The organism is Bacillus sp. L381, from assembly GCF_030284525.1.
In the GTDB taxonomy this organism is placed as follows: domain Bacteria; phylum Bacillota; class Bacilli; order Bacillales; family Bacillaceae; genus Bacillus; species Bacillus amyloliquefaciens.
Map to the genome: position 1 here is coordinate 1,180,913 of NZ_CP127224.1, position 18,712 is coordinate 1,199,624.

Annotated in this window: 25 protein-coding genes and 2 pseudogenes; 19 read left to right on the top strand and 8 right to left on the bottom strand. The window is 45.6% G+C overall.

Translation table 11 applies throughout. The features are described from left to right. The first annotated feature begins 139 nt into the window (after nucleotides 1-139). On the top strand, nucleotides 140-958 hold the full coding sequence (locus QRX25_RS05970) for a uroporphyrinogen-III synthase (protein ID WP_212101001.1): 819 nt from the start codon (nucleotides 140-142) through the stop codon (nucleotides 956-958). Between the two features lie 24 nt (nucleotides 959-982). Here the strand turns inward: QRX25_RS05970 and QRX25_RS05975 are convergent, their stop codons facing one another. From QRX25_RS05975 to QRX25_RS05985, 3 genes are read right to left on the bottom strand one after another with little or no spacing between them, the layout of a single operon-like run. Beyond that, on the bottom strand, nucleotides 983-1,744 hold the full coding sequence (locus tag QRX25_RS05975; RefSeq protein ID WP_212101004.1) for an ABC transporter permease: 762 nt from the start codon (nucleotides 1,742-1,744) through the stop codon (nucleotides 983-985). 1 nt (nucleotide 1,745) lies between these two features. Beyond that, nucleotides 1,746-2,483, bottom strand: coding sequence for an ABC transporter ATP-binding protein (locus tag QRX25_RS05980; RefSeq protein WP_212101007.1), 738 nt, complete (start codon nucleotides 2,481-2,483; stop codon nucleotides 1,746-1,748). A gap of 26 nt (nucleotides 2,484-2,509) precedes the next feature. After that, a complete protein-coding gene (locus QRX25_RS05985) occupies nucleotides 2,510-3,493 on the bottom strand; it encodes a DMT family transporter (RefSeq protein ID WP_212101010.1) in 984 nt (327 codons plus the stop codon). Between the two features lie 129 nt (nucleotides 3,494-3,622). On the opposite strand from QRX25_RS05985, the gene QRX25_RS05990 reads away from it, so the two are divergent. The 7 genes and pseudogenes from QRX25_RS05990 to QRX25_RS06020 form a co-directional block, all read left to right on the top strand. After that, nucleotides 3,623-4,120 carry a cupin domain-containing protein gene (locus QRX25_RS05990; RefSeq protein WP_212101013.1) on the top strand — a complete coding sequence of 166 codons (498 nt, stop codon included), beginning with the start codon at nucleotides 3,623-3,625 and terminating at the stop codon, nucleotides 4,118-4,120. A 388-nt stretch (nucleotides 4,121-4,508) separates the two neighbouring features. Then, a complete protein-coding gene (locus QRX25_RS05995; protein WP_003154908.1) occupies nucleotides 4,509-4,925 on the top strand; it encodes a DUF1641 domain-containing protein in 417 nt (138 codons plus the stop codon). Between the two features lie 39 nt (nucleotides 4,926-4,964). Further along, entirely contained in the window at nucleotides 4,965-6,143 is a 1,179-nt protein-coding gene (locus QRX25_RS06000) for an NAD(P)/FAD-dependent oxidoreductase (protein ID WP_013351920.1), read from the top strand. A gap of 35 nt (nucleotides 6,144-6,178) precedes the next feature. After that, nucleotides 6,179-6,754 (top strand): annotated as a pseudogene (locus QRX25_RS06005) (MFS transporter); the annotation flags it as partial. 71 nt (nucleotides 6,755-6,825) lie between these two features. Then, a complete protein-coding gene (locus QRX25_RS06010) occupies nucleotides 6,826-7,824 on the top strand; it encodes a LacI family DNA-binding transcriptional regulator (protein WP_212101016.1) in 999 nt (332 codons plus the stop codon). 77 nt (nucleotides 7,825-7,901) lie between these two features. Then, nucleotides 7,902-8,036, top strand: a complete 135-nt coding sequence (locus tag QRX25_RS06015) for a hypothetical protein (protein WP_257784743.1) — start codon at nucleotides 7,902-7,904, stop codon at nucleotides 8,034-8,036. Beyond that, nucleotides 7,976-8,987, top strand: a pseudogene (locus tag QRX25_RS06020) (UxaA family hydrolase); the annotation flags it as partial. The gene QRX25_RS06015 and the pseudogene QRX25_RS06020, both read left to right, overlap by 61 nt. Before the next feature lie 32 nt (nucleotides 8,988-9,019). Here the strand turns inward: QRX25_RS06020 and QRX25_RS06025 are convergent. Beyond that, on the bottom strand, nucleotides 9,020-9,784 hold the full coding sequence (locus tag QRX25_RS06025) for a sulfite exporter TauE/SafE family protein (protein WP_065981227.1): 765 nt from the start codon (nucleotides 9,782-9,784) through the stop codon (nucleotides 9,020-9,022). A gap of 143 nt (nucleotides 9,785-9,927) precedes the next feature. After that, nucleotides 9,928-10,395 (bottom strand): DinB family protein, encoded by a 468-nt coding sequence (locus QRX25_RS06030; RefSeq protein WP_212101019.1) that lies wholly within the window; start codon nucleotides 10,393-10,395, stop codon nucleotides 9,928-9,930. 204 nt (nucleotides 10,396-10,599) lie between these two features. Between QRX25_RS06030 and QRX25_RS06035 the strand changes: the two genes are divergently transcribed. The 3 genes from QRX25_RS06035 to QRX25_RS06045 all read left to right on the top strand — a co-directional run bounded on the left by QRX25_RS06035 (nucleotide 10,600) and on the right by QRX25_RS06045 (nucleotide 12,957). Further along, the gene (locus QRX25_RS06035; protein ID WP_212101021.1) at nucleotides 10,600-11,736 is read left to right on the top strand and encodes a Rap family tetratricopeptide repeat protein; all 1,137 of its coding nucleotides are present in this window, start codon (nucleotides 10,600-10,602) and stop codon (nucleotides 11,734-11,736) included. Beyond that, nucleotides 11,726-11,860, top strand: a complete 135-nt coding sequence (locus tag QRX25_RS06040; RefSeq protein ID WP_003154881.1) for a PhrA family phosphatase inhibitor — start codon at nucleotides 11,726-11,728, stop codon at nucleotides 11,858-11,860. Before QRX25_RS06035 ends, QRX25_RS06040 begins: the two co-directional genes overlap by 11 nt. A gap of 143 nt (nucleotides 11,861-12,003) precedes the next feature. After that, complete coding sequence (locus QRX25_RS06045) at nucleotides 12,004-12,957, top strand: N-acetylmuramoyl-L-alanine amidase (RefSeq protein ID WP_212101024.1); 954 nt, start codon at nucleotides 12,004-12,006, stop codon at nucleotides 12,955-12,957. Between the two features lie 37 nt (nucleotides 12,958-12,994). Here QRX25_RS06045 and QRX25_RS06050 read toward each other — a convergent pair whose 3' ends face one another. Beyond that, nucleotides 12,995-13,372, bottom strand: a complete 378-nt coding sequence (locus QRX25_RS06050; protein ID WP_212101027.1) for a PH domain-containing protein — start codon at nucleotides 13,370-13,372, stop codon at nucleotides 12,995-12,997. A 109-nt stretch (nucleotides 13,373-13,481) separates the two neighbouring features. Between QRX25_RS06050 and QRX25_RS06055 the strand changes: the two genes are divergently transcribed. Beyond that, a complete protein-coding gene (locus QRX25_RS06055; protein ID WP_212101030.1) occupies nucleotides 13,482-14,084 on the top strand; it encodes a poly-gamma-glutamate hydrolase family protein in 603 nt (200 codons plus the stop codon). 176 nt (nucleotides 14,085-14,260) lie between these two features. Here QRX25_RS06055 and QRX25_RS06060 read toward each other — a convergent pair whose 3' ends face one another. Both QRX25_RS06060 and xre read right to left on the bottom strand, forming a co-directional pair. Beyond that, a complete protein-coding gene (locus QRX25_RS06060; RefSeq protein WP_013351933.1) occupies nucleotides 14,261-14,851 on the bottom strand; it encodes an ImmA/IrrE family metallo-endopeptidase in 591 nt (196 codons plus the stop codon). Nucleotides 14,852-14,998: 147 nt separating this feature from the next. Beyond that, complete coding sequence (xre, locus tag QRX25_RS06065) at nucleotides 14,999-15,337, bottom strand: HTH-type transcriptional regulator Xre (protein ID WP_013351934.1); 339 nt, start codon at nucleotides 15,335-15,337, stop codon at nucleotides 14,999-15,001. A gap of 190 nt (nucleotides 15,338-15,527) precedes the next feature. On the opposite strand from xre, the gene QRX25_RS06070 reads away from it, so the two are divergent. From QRX25_RS06070 to QRX25_RS06100, 7 genes are all read left to right on the top strand, one after another. Beyond that, nucleotides 15,528-15,707: a YjzJ family protein gene (locus QRX25_RS06070; RefSeq protein WP_045506729.1), complete on the top strand. Its 180-nt coding sequence runs from the start codon at nucleotides 15,528-15,530 to the stop codon at nucleotides 15,705-15,707. Beyond that, complete coding sequence (locus QRX25_RS06075; protein WP_065981234.1) at nucleotides 15,697-16,524, top strand: phage portal protein; 828 nt, start codon at nucleotides 15,697-15,699, stop codon at nucleotides 16,522-16,524. The genes QRX25_RS06070 and QRX25_RS06075 overlap by 11 nt, the downstream gene beginning before the upstream one ends. Beyond that, nucleotides 16,424-17,224: an ATP-binding protein gene (locus QRX25_RS06080; RefSeq protein ID WP_065521624.1), complete on the top strand. Its 801-nt coding sequence runs from the start codon at nucleotides 16,424-16,426 to the stop codon at nucleotides 17,222-17,224. The genes QRX25_RS06075 and QRX25_RS06080 overlap by 101 nt, the downstream gene beginning before the upstream one ends. Next, the gene (locus QRX25_RS06085) at nucleotides 17,224-17,391 is read left to right on the top strand and encodes a hypothetical protein (RefSeq protein WP_212101032.1); all 168 of its coding nucleotides are present in this window, start codon (nucleotides 17,224-17,226) and stop codon (nucleotides 17,389-17,391) included. The genes QRX25_RS06080 and QRX25_RS06085 overlap by 1 nt, the downstream gene beginning before the upstream one ends. 97 nt (nucleotides 17,392-17,488) lie before the next feature. Further along, the gene (locus tag QRX25_RS06090) at nucleotides 17,489-17,830 is read left to right on the top strand and encodes an XkdD/Y8K6 family phage-associated protein (protein WP_212101035.1); all 342 of its coding nucleotides are present in this window, start codon (nucleotides 17,489-17,491) and stop codon (nucleotides 17,828-17,830) included. Next, nucleotides 17,820-18,023, top strand: a complete 204-nt coding sequence (locus QRX25_RS06095; protein WP_045506717.1) for an XtrA/YqaO family protein — start codon at nucleotides 17,820-17,822, stop codon at nucleotides 18,021-18,023. Before QRX25_RS06090 ends, QRX25_RS06095 begins: the two co-directional genes overlap by 11 nt. A 114-nt stretch (nucleotides 18,024-18,137) precedes the next feature. Then, nucleotides 18,138-18,647, top strand: coding sequence for a sigma-70 family RNA polymerase sigma factor (locus QRX25_RS06100; RefSeq protein WP_013351940.1), 510 nt, complete (start codon nucleotides 18,138-18,140; stop codon nucleotides 18,645-18,647). Nucleotides 18,648-18,712 lie beyond the last annotated feature (65 nt).

Here is an 18,712-nt window from a genome sequence, read left to right on the forward strand (position 1 = left end):
CCGGTTAATGATACAGCAACTGCACAGGGGATTCAACGGAGCATATCTTGATTTTCCGGTCTGATTGCGTAACAATAATAGAAATAAATGACGGCCTGCCATGGGGCGCCCGGCATCTGAAGGGAAGAAGAAAACAGCGATGGGAAAAGGATTGAACGGAAAACGGATTGCGATCGGCGGTTCGCGGAAAACAGAAGAGATCACGAGATTAATAGAAAAGCAGGGCGGAACGGCAGTCGTCCGTTCCCTCCAAGGAACCGTATACCTGGCGGAGAATCAGATTGAACCCGACGTAAGAACATTTGCTGAGCAAAAAGCCGACTGGGTGATATTCACCACCGGCATCGGTACGGAAACGTTATTGTCAGTATCGGAAAAAATCGGTCTGAAAGAAGAATTTTTAGCGGCCGTTCATGAAGCGAAAATCGGCTGCAGGGGCTATAAAACATATGCGTCTTTAAAAAAGCTCGGCGTCACGCCGCATGCTTCAGATGAAGACGGTACGACAAGAGGCCTGATCCGCTCCTTGGAACGGTTTGAATTGAAAGACAAAAAAGTCATGATCCAGCTTCACGGGGAAAAAGCACCCGTCTTAACGGAATTCCTTGAGAAAAACGGAGCGGAGGTATTCCCTGTTCTGCCTTATCAGCATATTCCGCCTGAAAGGGAGACGGTCGATAAACTGCTGGGAGAGCTGTTAAACGGCGAGGTCGACGCCGTATGTTTTACGACTGCCATTCAAGTGCGTTCTCTCTTTGATTATGCAAAAGAAAAAGGGTCCGCAAAAGAATTGCAGCAAGCATTCGAAACACATGTACTTGCCGCCGCAGTCGGCAAAGTGACAGCTGAAGCGATCCGGGATGAAGGGGTGAAGAGAGTCCTTGCTCCGGACATTGAGCGGATGGGAGCGATGATTATCGAATTATCCCGTTACTACGAATCTCTGACCTTATCATAAACAATCACTCAGCAGGGAGAAAGCTTACGCTTCCCTGCTGAATTTTTTTAATTGCCAATGTTCCGTGAAAAGGGATGGGTATGTCAAGGCGCTGAGTATGATACATGTAAGAAGAGCGGAGGCCATCGTTGTAAAAACAATCAACAGCTGAAAGCGCACCGCCTGTATCGGATCAGCTCCAGCTAAAATCTGCCCCGTCATCATGCCGGGAAGCTGAACGAGCCCTAATGTTTTCTGGCTTTCAAGCGTCGGTATCATACTGAGCTTCATACTCGACGTTAACATATGCCGGACCGCCTGCTTTGGCGTTCCGCCGAGAGAGAGAATCAGCTGAATTTCTTCTTTCCGCAGCTCCGCTTCCGAACTGAGCCGGTTTAAAAACAGGCTTGAGAGCACCATGGAGTTTCCGATGACCATGCCGCTTATCGGAATAATATATCTTGAAGTAAACGGAATGATGTGAAGGGTCAGTAAAATTCCCTGCGTCACGATTTCCACAATAGCCAGTGTCAGAAAAACGCGCCAAAATGAGCCGATCCGCATTTTTTTCCGTTTGGCGACATTGTGCGAAGCGGCCGTGAGCATGAGAAGCACCATTAATATGATAAACACCGGATGATCACCGTGAAAAATCAGCGACAGCACATAGCCGATGATGAGAAGCTGAATCACGGCTCTGACAGTTGCCACGATCATATCTTTTTCTACGCCGGCTTTAAAAGATTTAGATAGGAATAAAGCGATAATGACAAATACACTTGTCAATAACAGAGAAAGATAATCCATATCAGCACCCGCTCCTTTGTAAAAGGGCCCGGGCCTTTTCGTGTTTCGGTTCTTTAAAGAACGTTTTCGTTTCCGCGGTCTCTAAAAGCCGTCCCTCAGCCATAAACCATACCGTATCGGATATCCGTTCCGCTTGTTCAAGATTATGGGTGATCCACAGAACCGTCAGCTGCTTCTGCCGATGGAGTTTCATAATCAGATTCTCAATGATGAGAACAGATGAGGGATCCAGAGCAGATGTGATTTCATCCAGCAGCAGGATGGACGGCAGGCTGGCGAGAGTTCTCGCTAATGAGAGCTTCTGCCGCTGCCCGCCGGATAATTCTTTTGCATTCCGATCCAGCAGCTCCTGCGGCAGATCTGTAAAATCTGCGAGCTCTTCGGGCGTATAGTGCTGTGTTCCGTGGAGTTTTTCTCCGAGCAGAAGGTTGTCCCGCACCGTGCCCTCAATAACGGGAGCTGATTGAAATGCAAGCCCTGCTGTTTTTCTGAGCTCTCTGATGTCCCAGTGCCTTATGTCTTTTCCGAATACAAGCACTTCGCCTTCATCAGGTGTATTCATCAGATTGCACAGTGACAGCAGTGTGCTCTTTCCCGCGCCGGAAGGCCCTATCAACGCCGTAATAGAGCCTTTTTGTATATGTCCGGTTACTCCGCTGAGGACATCAAAGGACGTATTGTTTTGTTCAAAGCGTTTGCCGGCTGACAGAAAAGATATTGCCGGAATTTTTTCTTTCATACAGAATAACACCTTTCGTAAAAAAATCAGGAACCGGTGAGATCGGCTGATGTTTGATCCGCCGTTTTCGGGTCAGCCTGCCGGGAAGCGAATGTATGCATGATCATTCCCGCAATAATAATGAACAGTCCGGCAAACGAAAGAAGTGACGGAAACGCTGCGGATAAAAAGACGATCTCGCCGATCAGTGCAAAAAGAACCTCTCCGGATTGTGTCGCTTCTACAGCAGCGAGCTTCTGCGGCTCATTCCTCACCATATCGGTGGCGCGGAAAAATAATACTGTTGCTATAACGCCTGAGCTGAGTGCAACGATAAAGGATTGGAATGTCTGTCCCATTGACGGAAGACCGTCTCTGTGCCAGCCGAAAGCGGCAATCAAAAGCCAAAACGGTAAGCTGGCAAGCGTCATGCCGAGCACGCGCTGAAACGTATCGAGTTTTCCGCCGTATTGTTCCAGCATTTTACGGTTGCCGAGCGGATAGGCAAAAGCGGCGATGACCACCGGCACAACACTGAGTACTATCGTGCGGCCTGACAGGGAGCCTGCATGCTGAAGCTGTATCAGGCCGGCTCCTATCAGGATAATGACGGAAGTAACCAGCGAAATAAGGGGAATCTTTTGTCTGACGAGAACCGGACCCGCCGGTGAATCTTTTGTTTCGCAGAAAAACGGCGACAGAAGCACGCCCGCGACAATTGTAATCTGCCACGTGCCGGCGATCAGCCAGCCCGGCCCGTATGCCGCCGCAAAGGTAATGGGAGCATAAAAAAGCACGAAGCCGGTAAAACTCCACTTCAGCCAAAAATACGGTTTTTTCCGGATTTCATGCCAGAGCGGCCCCCACTTTCCTTTCGCATAAACGATCACAAATAAAAACGGAACCATAAAAAGAAAACGCAGGGAAGAGCTCCACATCCAGCTTCCGCCAGAGAGCTCCATCGCCCTGTTTAAAATAAATGTGACTGCAAAAAACAAAGATGCCAATATTCCGATTAAGATGGCTTTCATTAAATCCCTCATTTTGACACATATTTTTTTATACTATACTATTCACCGGCAGGCTCCGCAATGGAATATGAGAAAATAGCGTTTTAATAAATGACGAATGGGAAACAGACATATACGGAGGTGAACACAGTGCAGAAAGAGGATATTCAAGTGCTTTATTTTGAAGATGACGGCTGCATTCCGAATAACCTGAATCTTCCGCTTGTCATTTATAAAGCGGTATTTAATGAAGAAACAGTGCGGGAAGCAGAGACGATCCTCCGCCGGCATGATTGGTCGAACAGCTGGATGGGCGGGGTGTTTCCGTATCACCATTTTCACAGCACCACACACGAAGTTCTTGTCGCGGTAAAGGGAAACGCGGTATTGAGGTTCGGCGGAGAACAAGGGGCGGATGTTGTTCTTCAAACGGGAGACGCAGCGGTCATTCCGGCCGGAACTGGACATAAAAAACTGTCGTGCAGTTCTGATTTTACCGTGATCGGCGCTTATCCGGGCGGCCGGCAGTACGATACAAAAACGGAGAAAAATGATAGAACTTTACAAGAAATCAGCCGTGTCCCGCTCCCGGAACATGACCCCTTTACGGGAAAAACGGAACCGCTTTTAAAAGTGTGGGGAAAATGACAGGAGACAAGCGGATGCTCTGTAAAAAAATAGTCCGAAAGAAACGTTATTACACCCCCGCCATATAAATAATTTCATAAACGAAACAATTCACGTTCAAATTTTGTTCAAAAAGTGTTATTATATAAGAGTAAATCAAATTGGGGTTTTTTATGTTTGCTATTTTCAGAGAGGAAAAAAGAAATTTTGACTTATTCAATTGTTTTTGTTGATATAAAAATAATACTGAATATGGCAAAGTGAAAAACTGGGTAGTAAACATTTATTTTTGTAAATGATTGTGCATGAATTCACAATCTTGCTTTTTCATGCTTTTCTGCATGAAAGGGGAAAGGCTACCCTTTCCAAAAAAAATCAGCATACTGCTTATAGTAAAGGAGAATCGGATATGCCAGAAACAATCGATCAAACAAATGCATCTGTCAGCCAAGGCCAACGCGATCTTATCGATCAGCTGCTAAAACCTGAAGTTCAAGAATCACTGACTGTTTTAGTGGATCAGCTTCCAAAACTGACTGAGTTAGTAAATATTTTAACGAAGTCTTATGATTTTGCACAGTCTGTAGCGACAGACGAAGTATTGAAGAGCGATACAGTGGGTGCGCTTACAGAAATTCTTGAGCCGGTGAAAGAAACAGCGAAAGAAGTCGCAGCTACTGCGATCGAAGCAAAAGACCGCGCGGATGCAAGCAATGAGACAATCGGACTTTTCGGCCTGCTGCGCATGCTGAAAGATCCTCAAGCTCAAAAGCTGTTCCGTTTTGCTAACAGCTATCTTGAAATCATGAACGAAAAACAAAAATAATCTCAGATTCAAATTGATATAAAGGACGGAGGATATACGATGTCAAAACATATTGTCATTTTAGGCGCTGGTTACGGCGGAATTCTTTCTGCTTTAACCGTTCGCAAACATTACAGTAAAGATGAAGCACGCGTAACCGTTGTGAACAAATTCCCGACTCATCAAATTATTACGGAACTGCACCGCCTTGCAGCCGGCAACGTGTCTGAACAGGCTGTTGCTATGCCGCTTGAAAAACTCCTGAAAGGAAAAGACGTTGACATTAAAATCGCAGAAGTCAATTCTTTCTCAGTTGATAAGAAAGAAGTTGCCCTTTCTGACGGTTCTAAGCTGACTTATGATGCGCTTGTTGTCGGTCTTGGGTCAGTTACTGCTTATTTCGGCATTCCTGGACTCGAAGAAAACAGCATGGTGCTGAAATCTGCTGCTGATGCCAACAAAGTATACAAACACGTGGAAGACCGTGTGCGTGAATACTCTAAAACGAAAAACGAAGCTGATGCAACGATTCTTATCGGCGGCGGCGGCTTAACAGGTGTTGAGCTTGTCGGTGAACTTGCTGACATCATGCCGAACCTTACGAAAAAATACGGCGTAGATCCGACAGAAATCAAACTGAAATTAGTTGAAGCAGGTCCGAAAATTCTTCCTGTTCTTCCTGATGATCTTATCGAACGCGCGACAAAAAGTCTTGAAAAACGCGGCGTTGAGTTCTTAACAGGTCTTCCTGTTACAAACGTGGAAGGAAACGTCATTGATCTGAAAGACGGTTCAAAAGTCGTTGCCAACACATTTGTATGGACAGGCGGCGTACAAGGCAACCCGTTAGTCGGCGAATCTGGCCTTGAAGTGAACCGCGGCCGCGCGACTGTTAACGATTTCTTACAATCTACTTCTCATGAAGATGTATTCGTTGTCGGAGACAGCGCTGTATACTTTGCGCCGGACGGCCGTCCGTACCCGCCGACAGCTCAAATCGCTTGGCAGATGGGTGAACTTGTCGGTTACAACCTGTTCGCTTACTTAGAAGGAAAAACGCTTGAAACATTCAAGCCTGTAAACTCTGGTACACTTGCAAGCCTCGGACGTAAAGACGCGGTTGCCATCATCGGAGCGAACTCTACTCCGCTGAAAGGTCTTCCTGCATCATTAATGAAAGAAGCAAGTAACGTACGTTATTTAACACATATCAAAGGATTATTCAGCCTCGCTTACTAATCCTTCAAATGACAATGAAGACATTGCCGGACTTTCTCGGCAATGTCTTTTTTGAGCTGATGTCCTACATGAGTTTTATCATCATCGGTTCTTCATTTTTAGGCGTTCTGTTTATGCCGAAACTCGTCAAACGCTTCGGAAAAAAGCAAACGGTGATGATCGGTTTTGCCGTCAGCGCCGCGGCTGATACGCTGAATTTCTGTCTCCCGTCAAATGTATATATCTTTACGGCGTTAGCGAGCATTGCTTTTATCGGCATCAGCATACTAAACGGCATTACGTGGGCGCTTGTGTCGGACATTATTGATTACGGAGAATGGAAAACAGGTGAACGGAAAGAGGCGACGAATTATTCGCTTTTCAACTTTTCCAGAAAACTCTCCCAATCTTTATCGGGTTTTCTTTCAGGCGTCGGGCTGAGCGTTATCGGCTATATCCCGAATGTATCTCAGACAAAAGGCACGTTAATCGGGATAAAAGGGCTTCTGCTGCTGAACCCGGCTTTCGCTTTAGCGTGCGCCATGCTGATTATCGGCTTGATGTATAAGCTGACGGATCGGCAGCATGCCGAGCTCGTTCAGGACTTACATCATACAAAACCTCAACTTTAGTGATTTTATGGACTGCCCGTTAATGGTACAATAGAAATAAATGACAGTATACATAAAGAAAGGAAAACCGAATGGTAACCATAAAAGATATCGCAAAACTCGCCAACGTATCCCACACAACCGTATCCCGGGCACTTAACGGCAGCCCCTACATTAAAGAGCATACAAAACAGAAAATATTAGAGCTCGCTTCACAGCTGAATTACACACCGAATGTAAATGCAAAAAGTCTTGCCATGCAAAAGTCCCATACGATCGGACTGTTTTTTACAAGCATCACAAACGGAACCTCACACAGCTTTTTTTCCGATACCATCAAAGGTGTAAACCGCACAATCAGTGAGGAATACAATTTGTTCGTGCGCGCGATTGACGATCTGAAAAGCTTTGAAACCATTACGCCCATGAGGTATGACGGAATCATCTTAATGAGCCAAAGCGACAGCGATAATTCCTTTATTTATCATATCCGCGAGAAAAACATCCCGCTCGTTGTGCTAAACCGGGACATTGACGACCGGAGCATCACCAATATTTTATCAAACGATAAAGAAGGTTCCAGACAAGCGGTCGACTGCCTGATTGCAAACGGACACAGAGATATCGCGATTATTGAGGGAAAGGAAGGATTCAGGTCAGCCGCACAGCGGAAAGAAGGCTATTTGACGGCTTTAATTGATCATTCTATTCCGATTAAGCATGAATACAGTGTAAAAGGCCGCTATGATATGGAAAGCGGCAGTCAGGCGATGGAAAAACTATTGGCGCTTCAATCACCGCCCACGGCTGTTTTCTGTTCAAATGATGATATGGCGATCGGGGCAATGAATGCCATTTTCGCCAAAGGTCTGAACGTTCCGGAAGACATATCCGTTATCGGGTTTGATGACATCGGCATTTCTCAATATATGACGCCGAGGCTTTCGACAGTAAAACGCCCGGTTGAAAAAATCAGCATACTCGGCGCAGAGAAGATTTTGGCGCTTATCGCCGACCCGAATACGGCGGCGGAAAAAATGTATGAAAACACCGAGGTGATGATAAGAGATTCAATCAAAAAACTCACATAACGGCGCCCGTCTGAATAACCGGGTTTTCGTGCGAAAAAATGTTAACGTGTGCAAAAAAGCGGAAGGAGGCGGACAGCTTGCGGCAGCTGAATAAAAAAATGTGCGGCGAATACATTCAATATCCTGAAAAAGTCCTTCAGTTCGGCGAAGGCAGCATCAATACGGATGCTCGCAGCTGGGCGATGATCATGAGAATGCGAAACAAATACTGATAAATGTCATCTGCCATCCGAATGCGGGCGGTGTGCTTGTGTTAAGGGCTCGGCTGTGAAAATAATGAGCTGGCAGCGATAAAGGAAACGCTTTCTGAAGTGAACGGGGATCGGGTGAAATTTCTCGAATCACAGGCTGTCACAGATGAAATTGAAGCAGGGATTGCACTTCTTAAAAACATACACTTTGCGGCAAAGGGAGATAAACGTGAAGAAATTCCGCTGTCAGAATTGAACATCAGATTGAAATGCGGCGGCTCTGACGGTTTTTCCGGCATTACTGCAAACCCTTTATTAGGGAGATTTTCAGATTACTTGATTGCACAAGGCGGGAGCACGGTCTTAACGGAAATTCCTGAGATGTTCGGGGCTGAGACGATTCTCATGCAGCGCGCGGCAAGCGAGGAAGTGTTTCATAAAACAGTCCGATTGATCAATGATTTCAAGCAATATTTTAAAAAGCACGAGCAGCCGATTTATGAAAATCCGTCACCCGGGAACAAGGAGGGCGGTATTTCAACGCTTGAAGACAAGTCGCTCGGCTGCACACAAAAGGCCGGAGCGGCACCTGTTTCGGATATTCTGGCATACGGCGACACATTGAAAACAAAGGGACTGACACTGCTCAGTGCACCCGGAAATGATTTAATCGCTTCTTCAGCGCTGGTCGCAGCCGGATGCCACATCGTTCTGTTTACAACCGGAAGAGGCACGCCGCTCGGCACATTTGTCCCGACTGTGAAAGTATCAACAAACACCGATTTATTTCAATCAAAGCCTCATTGGATTGATTATAACGCGGGCAGATTAGCGGAAGAACAAACAACAGAAGATCACATTGTAAGAGATTTCATTCAATACATCATCAAAGTTGCAAGCGAAGAATTCGTCAATAACGAAAAAAATGATTTTCGGGAGCTTGCGATTTTTAAGACTGGTGTGACGTTATAAGGGAAAAGGCGGTCCGACAGCAGATCGCTTTTTTATATTAATTTTATCCCGCTGATCAAAATAATCGCCGCCATCACAAACTGCAGCGGGCGCGGTGAGAATTTCGGCGAAAAGAAACTGCCGAGCAGGACACCCGGCACAGAGCCGATCAACAGATTCAATACGAGCAGGTAATCGACGCTGCCGAAGCTTGCGTTTAAGAGACCGGCAGCCGTTACAAGTAAAAAGGCATGTGCGATATCTGTTCCCACTACTTCCGCCGTTTTCATTCTGAACAGGTACAGCATGGCGATCGCAAATAATGAGCCGGACCCAATAGATGTCAGGCCGACGATGAAGCCGAAAATGACGCCGATCAGTATCATGAGTGCCCGCTTTTCTTCAAGCGTTTTTTGCTGCCAGCGGTTCGGCCGCAGTTTTTTATCGAAAAAAAGACGGGCGATAATGGAAATGGCGACAAGTGTCAGCACGTAGCCTAGCGCCTGTTTGATAATCTGCTCCTGATGCTGGTGAAAAGCGGGGAACAAGTGAAGAACGCCGATGGCGGCTGACGCGCTGGGAATGCTTCCGAGCGCCAAGTAGCCGACAAGTTTAAAATGAACGGTACGCTGCTTCCAATGAGAAACGACACCGAACAGTTTCGTGATGGAGTTATATAAAAGGTCCGTGCCGACGGCGATCGACGGGTTGATTCCTAAAACGATCAGCAAAGGAGTCAAAAGCGCCGCTCCTCCCACACCCGTCAATCCGACCAGCGTTCCGACGATGAAACCCATGAACACAATGCTTACAGTCATTTGTGTGCCTCCTGAATAATCCTACTATTTTTATCAGATTATATATGATTAAGGGGCGGGAATCAATCGAATTTTCGGAAAATTTTATATGGAACAAAAAATCCGCCAGTCTGCTTTATTTCGCAGACCGGCGGATCATCGGTTTATAATTTTTGCTGATAAAACGGAAGTTCCGTGTGGCCCATTTCTCTTACATAAACGAAAAGATTGCCTTTATGATGAATTTCATGTTCCATAGCAAGCTGAAGGAGAGCGGCGCCGGTAATTTTTCTGCCGAAAGAGGCGGTCAGGTCAATTTCGCGGTTCAGCTGCTCTTCAGTCAGCTGTGACAGGATGTTTGTCGTTTTTTCAGTACACGTTTCAGCCAGTTTGACGAGGTCTGTTTCTGATTCTTCATTTGGTTTGTTCTGGATGGCTGATCCGTTTCCGTCGTTAATGACGTTTGCAAACATGAGAAAAGAATAAACCATGTGTTTTACAAGTTCCTGAGCAGACATTGAAGTCTCTGCCGGTTTGTAATCGTAATGCTCGCGGCCGATTTTTTGCGCCAGCTCAATCGTCACGTTTCGATGTGACAGAAAGTGGCTGACCAAATGATTTTGTGCTGTCATGTGAAAACCCCCATTTATCAAGAATATAAAGATGCAAAGATATGCTATATCAACGGCGCGGAAGAAACAAGCAATAAGCTCTTGATAGTGATATTTCGTTGCGGATATCCGAAATTCGACAATTGCGGTCTTTTTGCGTTCTTCTTTTTCTAGCAATTATGATAAAATATGACATATCTCGGTCATTCCAAAAGGGGGGATTTATTGAGGATGAAGCAGACTATTCCGTCCTCTTTTGTCGGGCTCAAAATTAATGAATGGTACACCCATATCCGGCAGTTTCACGTCCTTGAGGCGGAGCGCGTCAAACGTGAAGTAGAGAGAGAAATCGAGGATATGGAAGAAGATCAGGATCTGCTCCTGTATTATTCATTAATGGAATTCAGACACCGTGTCATGCTGGATTACATTAAGCCCTTAAAGGAGGACCCTTCTCAGCCTGAGTTTTCAGAATTATTGGAAGACATTGAAGGCAACCAGTATAAACTGACAGGACTGCTTGATTACTATTTTAATTTTTTTCGAGGAATGTATGAATTTAAACAGAAAATGTTCCTAAACGCCATGATGTATTACAAACGGGCTGAAAAAAACCTCGCACTCGTTTCTGATGACATCGAGAAAGCTGAGTTTGCTTTTAAAATGGCCGAGATTTTTTACAACTTGAAACAAACCTACGTCTCCATGAGCTATGCGGTACAAGCCCTTGAAACGTACCAATCGTATGAGACGTACAACGTCCGCAGAATCCAATGTGAATTCGTTATTGCAGGGAATTATGATGACATGCAGTATCCAGAAAGAGCATTGCCCCACTTAGAACTTGCTTTAGATCTTGCAAAACAAGAAGGCAATCCCCGTCTTATCAGTTCAGCCTTATATAATCTCGGAAACTGTTACGAAAAAATGGGAGACCTCTCTAAAGCAGCCGAATATTTTGAGACATCCGTTTCCATTTGCAAGTCAGAAAAGTTCGATAATCTTCCGCATTCTATTTACTCATTAACACAGGTTCTTTATAAACAGAACACCACCGCCGAAGCAGAGAAGCAATACCGCCTCGGGCTGAGTATCGCCCGCGAATACAATGATGAATTGTTTGTAAATCTCTTTCAATTTTTACATGCGTTATACGGCAAGAAAATGGATAACGTATCCGTCAGGCACACGTTTGATTTTCTGGAGGAACACATGCTGTATCCGTATGTGGAAGAACTGGCGCATGACGCTGCCAAATTTTACATGAAACACGGACAGCCTGAAAAAGCACTCACGTTTTATGAAAAAATGGTGAACGCCCAAAAACAAATTCAGAGAGGAGATTGTCTATATGAAATCTAAACTGTTGTCAGGATTGCTGCTTGTTGCTGTCGGGTTCAGCTTTACACAGGTGATCGGCCATGAAAGCCATTTGGAAAACCAAGCGGACGGCACATTCCATATTGCCGCGCGCAACCAAACATAACATAATGACCCTTCTTTGGAAGGGTCTTGTTTTTTGCTGTGCGTAACCATTCCATTTTTATCCGATTGAAGGGTCTATGTACTCAATCTATCTGTCCTACGAATGCCACCTATTTATGAAAAAGGCATAAGGAGAGATGAAGAGTGGGGATTGAAGTGAAAAAGCGGCTCGTATCGGCTGATAAATATGCGTTAAAATGTCCGAACCCGATGACGCCGGAGTATATTACCATCCATAACACGGCAAACGACGCTTCCGCCGCTAATGAGATCAGCTATATGACGGGGAACAGCGAATCAACGAGCTATCATTTTGCAGTTGATGACAAAGAAGTGATCCAGGGAATTCCGTTGGACCGGAATGCCTGGCATTCGGGGGACGGCACGAACGGTACCGGAAACCGGAAGTCGATTGCTATCGAAATCTGTTACAGTAAGTCAGGCGGCGAACGGTACAGAGCCGCCGAAAAATTGGCGATTGAATTTGCGGCGCAGCTTCTGAAGGAGCGGGGCTGGGGGATTGACAGAATCAGAAAGCACCAGGACTGGAACGGAAAGTACTGCCCGCACCGCATTTTGGCTGAAGGACGCTGGGATGAAGTGAAGGCGGATATTGAGAAGCAATTAAACGGAAGTATGTCGCTGAAAAAGGCGTCCGTTTCTTCTTCCGTGTCTGAATACCATGTGAAAAAAGGCGACACCTTATCGGAAATCGCCGCATCGCACGGTGTCAGTATAAAATCGCTGCAAAGCATAAATCATATCACTGATCCAAACCGCATTACAGTCGGACAGGTGATCAAGCTCCCTCAGACGGGTTCTTCTTCAAAAAGTCAGGCTGCGTCATCCTATCCGCTCCCATCCGGGGTGATCAAAGTGACGAAACCGCTGACGAAAGGGACAAACGTGAAACAAGTGCAGACCGCTTTATCCGCCCTTTATTTTTATCCTGATAAAGGAGCAAAAAATCACGGGGCGGACGGTGTTTACGGCCCGAAAACGGCAAATGCCGTAAAACGTTTTCAATCTGTCAGCGGATTAACGGCAGACGGAATTTACGGCCCGAAAACGAAGGCGAAAATCCAAGAAAAACTGTAATCAATAAAACGGAAGCACCCCGGGCTTCCGTTTCTTCTTACATACAAACTGCGGCAAGGGCCTTTTGAATATCATAAATGCTTTCATCTTTTTTAAACTGCTTTGAGACAGCGGGAACCTCCGCGCCGGAAATCCAAATTTTCAGCTCAGAATCCAGGTCAAAGCGGCCGGCGGTTTCTACGCTGAATCTGGAAATGCTTTTGTACGGAATGGATTGAATCTCCGTTTTCTTACCCGTGATTCCCTGTTTATCGGCAAGAATAAGACGCTTATCCGTAAAGACAATGATATCGCGGACGAGCTTAAACGCGGCATTGACATTTTCACCTTCCAGCAAAATACGGGCCAGTTCTTCTCTTGCTTCAGCCGTTGATATTGTCGACGCGTTACCAAGCAATCCATTGATGAACCCCATGATATATCCCCCCTGATACGTATTCTATCAAATCATACTATAAAAAGGTTTTCATTCCTAGATGAGTAGAGTAAACTGATGCTGACTGGTAAAGGAGAGCATGTTAAACATGAAAGATCGATATGACAGCTTCGCAGCTCTTTCTGCTGCTGAATCGGAATACCGGATTATTTATGAAGAAAAAAAGGGAAGTGAATATATCGTCCTCGCTCCCCACGGCGGCAGAATTGAACCCGGTGTCAGTGAGCTGGTGCGGGCATTTTCTGACCAAAGTTCAATTTATTTATTTGAAGGCACGAAGCAGTGCAACAACCGTTTTCTCCACTTGACAAGCACCCGTTTTGACGAACCGCTGGCTTTAGAAAAAGTAACCGCTCACCATCATGCACTGGCTTTTCATGGGTATCATGATCTGAAAACGGCAACTACACTCGTCGGGGGCGCGGATCTGGAAAAAGCCAGACGTATTTGTGATCTGCTGCGTAAAGCGGGGTTTGGCGCCGAACTGACGGACATGAACGATCGGCTGGCAGGTGTGAATCCCGGGAATATTGTCAATCGGACAAAAAGGAAAATGGGGCTGCAATTGGAAGTAAGCACGGCACAGAGAAACGCGCTGTTCAGCAATTTCGGCTGCCGGGGAGAAACATACACGCCGACCGATCTGTTTTTTCGGTATGTAGAAGCCGTAAAGCTCGGTTTTTATGAGTAAATGAACGCCTGCCCATTCTTTCATACACCGGGCAGTTGAAAGAGCTTCAATATCACGCAAGAAGCGCTTGGCGGGCAGTACGGTGAGAACAGCGTCTGATACAGGCTTCACAATACCTTTTTTCTGATATGTCAAAACGCTTATGCCGGCATAAGTCCTAAGCCGGCAGAGAATCGTCAGCTTTCAATAAAATACGGCGCTTTTTCTTCAGCGGCATGCAAGTGCTTTTGCCTGCCTTCGTAATACACATTCGGACGCTTGTCGGATAGAAGACAAGCGAGCCGCTTCTGAAATTGAATACCTGCTTTACGCCGTTCAAACAGCTCGAGCCTTTTTTCCGCAAATGACGCCGTCACCCGGAAAGCGGCTGCGATTAATATGACGGCATGGCTTCTCCGCTGGGGAAGCTCCATGTTTAACAGCATAAAGGTCGGTACACAGAAGTGGTACATAAAATGGTTGGCTTGGAATTCCTGCAGTTCCCTGAACAGCTTGTTCATGTGAAAATGGTTACCGGTATGCTTCAGCACATGGCACAGTTCGTGTGCAAAATCCTCCCATTGCTCCTCAGGTGACTTTTTTTGATTCAGGACGATGCTGTACATGCCGTCCCGCTTCAGCATCATGCTGTGCGTATCTTCAAAATGAATCCAAATATCAAGCTCCTTGGCAATTGTTTGCATATCAATATGGAGAGGGGCGGTCATTCCCATGCGGCAATATAAGTTTTTGACGTATTCCTCCAGATGTGTTAAAAAATCGCCCAATTGAAAACACCCTTTCGAACATATGTTCTTTTTAAGTGAGAAAGAAAAGCCCTGATCGGACTTTGAATCAATTCCCTTTTCTTTTAAAAATAAATATTCAGCTTTTATATCGGCTGAACTTTATACGATTTAAAGGAAAAGAGCGGATTATTTATGTTTCGGCCTGCGGTTTTTCTCTTTTTCTTTTAAATAATTAATGAATTCAATGGCCTGCTGTTTGCTTTCCGGCGAAAAGTCCTGCATGTCCCGATACGCGATCTGCAGGTCGGGATCAGCAAACAGATCTTCATCTGAAGGTTCTTTTCCGGTTAACAAATAATCCGTTGACACATTGAAATAATCCGCAAGCTTTTGCAGCGTTTCATAATCGGGTTCAGATCGGCCGTTTTCATAATGAGAATATCTGGCGCGCGAGACACCGATATGATTAGCGACTTCTTCCTGCGTTTTCTTTCCTCTGAGACTTTTTAATCTTCCGCCTATCATCCGAATGACCTCTCTTTTTTCAACACCCTAAGTTACTTATGATTATAGATACAAAATGTATCAAAATAAAGAGATGATAAAAAAAGTATCAAAAAGGTCTTGATGATACGAAATGTATCGTATATAATCAACATCATAGAGATACAAAATGTATCAAATAACGATAAGAAATTGATCAGGAGGGTGAGAGATGCAGCCGATAATCATCTGTTTCAGCAGCAATCCGGCTGACCAGAGATGTTTAGGAAAAGCAGGCGGTTCGATTTCTTTTACCGCTTGCGGGCTTCCGGTGTTCCGATTTGATAACAGATTGCAGTATGAACGTTATATAAGGTTGAAGAAAAACGGAGATGTTCATGATGAATCGTAAAAGCTACCCGTTTTTCATCTATTCCGGATTACTGAATTCAGAACATTATGACAAAATGGGTTCCGCCATATGGCTGTTTTTATGGTTCGTCAGCTCAACGACAAAGGAACAAATAAAAGACGGCATCAAGTGGGGGCTCGTTCTCGGGCATAAGCCCGTTAAAGCAAGAGAAATGGCTGATGTATTTACGGTCAGCGAAAAAACCGTCAGACGGTGGCTTGAGATCTTGGAACAGCACGAATATATCAAAACCGTCCGCGCGCCTTACGGACTCATCATCTCCGTAAAACACTCGAAAAGATTCACGCCGAAAGGGACATTGACCCGCCCGGCAGTCACTGACCGGACAATAACGGCAGATCACCGAGACAAAAATGTCCAGAGAGAAATAGATATAACAAAAAATCATACTGCTGAAGAAGCGATTAACGAAATTGCCGCCCATTTTATCAGGTTAAGGTCTGCACAGGAGGGGCGGAGCGTATACCCATCGCCAAGAGATTACCAGGCCATCGCCCGTATTGTTTCGCTCGGTGCATCAGTACAAGAAGCAATCAAATGGCTCGGCGAATGCTTTGCCGCTTTTGAACAGCGGCGCACTTCATCAGCTGAAACGATCAAGGCCTTCAGCTATTGCGCCAAGTTTATCGAAGACCGCTTGAATGCACGAATTGCGGGAAGGACAATCACAACAAAAAAAGAGAGGAATACGATACATGACAACACGAACGATCGAGCAGATTCTTGCCGACCTGAAAAACGGAAAACGTCCATTACTGGCGGCCAGACCGGAAGAATCAGACGAAAGCCGCTTTGACTGTCCGCTCTGTAAAGATCAGGGCGGTTATCTCAAAAAACAGCTGGGAATGGATGTGTGGGTCAAGTGCCGCTGCGCCGCTGAACGAAAAGTAGAGCGTATCCTCGGTGCAAGTGAGATTACAGGCGCCTTTCGGAAGCTGGATTTCAAAGGATTTATTACGCGGGGCAAGCCTCAGGCAGTCATCGACGCATATGAGTGCGCCCTTGAATTTGTTGAAAACTTCGACACGATTAAAAACTGCCGGAAAAACAGCATTGCCCTTTTAGGGCGTCCGGGATCGGGAAAAACCCATCTTTTGACCGCTCTCAGCAATCATGTCATGAGGCAGAAGCAGACACCGGTGCTGTATTTTCCTTTTGTGGAGGGCTTTACGGATTTAAAAAATGATTTTGATCTGCTCGACGCAAAGCTTGCCCGTATGAAGCAGGCGGATGTGCTCTTTATTGACGATTTGTTTAAACCGCTGAACGGAAAACCCCGGGCGACCGACTGGCAGATTGAACAAATGTACGCCGTCGTGAATTACCGCTATTTAAATCATAAGCCGGTTCTTCTGTCGAGCGAGCTGGCCTGTGACGAACTGGTTCAGGTTGATGAAGCCTTGGGCACAAGAATATATGAGATGTGCAGCGATTATTTAGTCATCATTCATGGAAACCCATATGAAGTCAACCACAGATTAGAGGGGGCGAGATAATGTGTAAACTGTGCGGGCCGAAGAAGGTCATTGTGACGGAAACAGGTTTCGGCGCTGTCTTTCACCCTTGCCCGAACTGCAAAACAGGGGCCGATTTAACGCCGGTCATTAAACGTCTTGAGCAAATGGTTCAAGACGCAAAAGCGAGGCTTGATGCACGTGTGTAAATATATCAAATGGCTTTTTTGCCTGCTGTTCAGGGCGAAACGGATAGAAAAGCAAATTGAAGCATGGCATGAGGCTGATGGAAAGTGAGGATAAACATTGCAAGTAAAAAACAGCCCCGCCCCGTGGCGGGCCGTACACAGCGGCGAAGAAAAACCCATTTACATTTATTCAGCTTACAGCGAAGCGGATAAAGAGAAATTTCCTTATTCAAACGGAAGGCTTATCGCGGCCGTTTTCAACTTAAGTTCATACTCGCAGCAAGTCAACGCGGCATTGATGGCTAAAGCCCCAGAACTTTTTGAAGCGGCTGAAACGGCTCTCCGCCTGCTTCGGGGAGAAAGCGCTGAAGATAAAGAAGCGTTCATTAATGAGCTCGGAAGCCTCATACATGAAGTAAACATCCTGAAAAAGACGGAGGACATAAAACATGAATCCTAAAAAACTGTCAGACATTGAACATACAACATTAAAAAGCCAGCTGGAAGAAGGAAAGGTGCGGGTCATCATTGCAGACGGGCTGAAGAAGGAAGTATGGCTCGCCGAAGCGCCGGAGCACGGCAAAACGCTTATCGAAACGAGAAAAGGGGATCTCGCCCGGGTTGAATATGAAATCGGCTTTAAATTGAATTAATTTTTTTAAAAAAGAATACGTCCAAGACGGAAAGCCTGCGGACACTGATCAATCGCGCACATTTTGCGCATTGGTTGGTGTCTTTTTTTGTTCCGAAAAAGAGGAGGATTTATTATGGAAGACTTACTATTTGAATATAAACGCACGCTGAAACAGACGAAAAAATGGTACAAGCATCTTGAGGAAGCTGATGAAACGGCTCTGACTTCAGAAGAACTGAAAGATAAAAAAATCATCAGAACGATCATTACAGATTTGGAATATGTCACTGAATGGCTTGAAAAAGGCCGGCAGCCCGGTATAAGAAGAGCGATAGACCGCAGAGACGCTTATCAGAGAATGCTGATTAAAGATCCGAGAATCATAGAAACCTATTCACAGGCGCTGATGTTCGTACCTTCCGGAAATGTGACTGAAGAAGACAGAATCAGATTGCGGGACGCATTAGCCGTCTTAACGGATAGAGAAAAAGAAATGCTTCTCCTCCACAAAGCGGAATGCTTTTCGTATGAACGGATCGCCGCATTGCTGAATGTAAAGAAATCAACCGTACAGACGACGGTCAAACGGGCGCTTCTAAAAATTCAAAAACAGCAGGAACAAAGAAACCAATCGCCTGCTTAATAAGTTGTCATACGTTTGCCACCTAGAAGTGAACAGACGATCCCAAAAAGCGGCCCGAAAGAAGC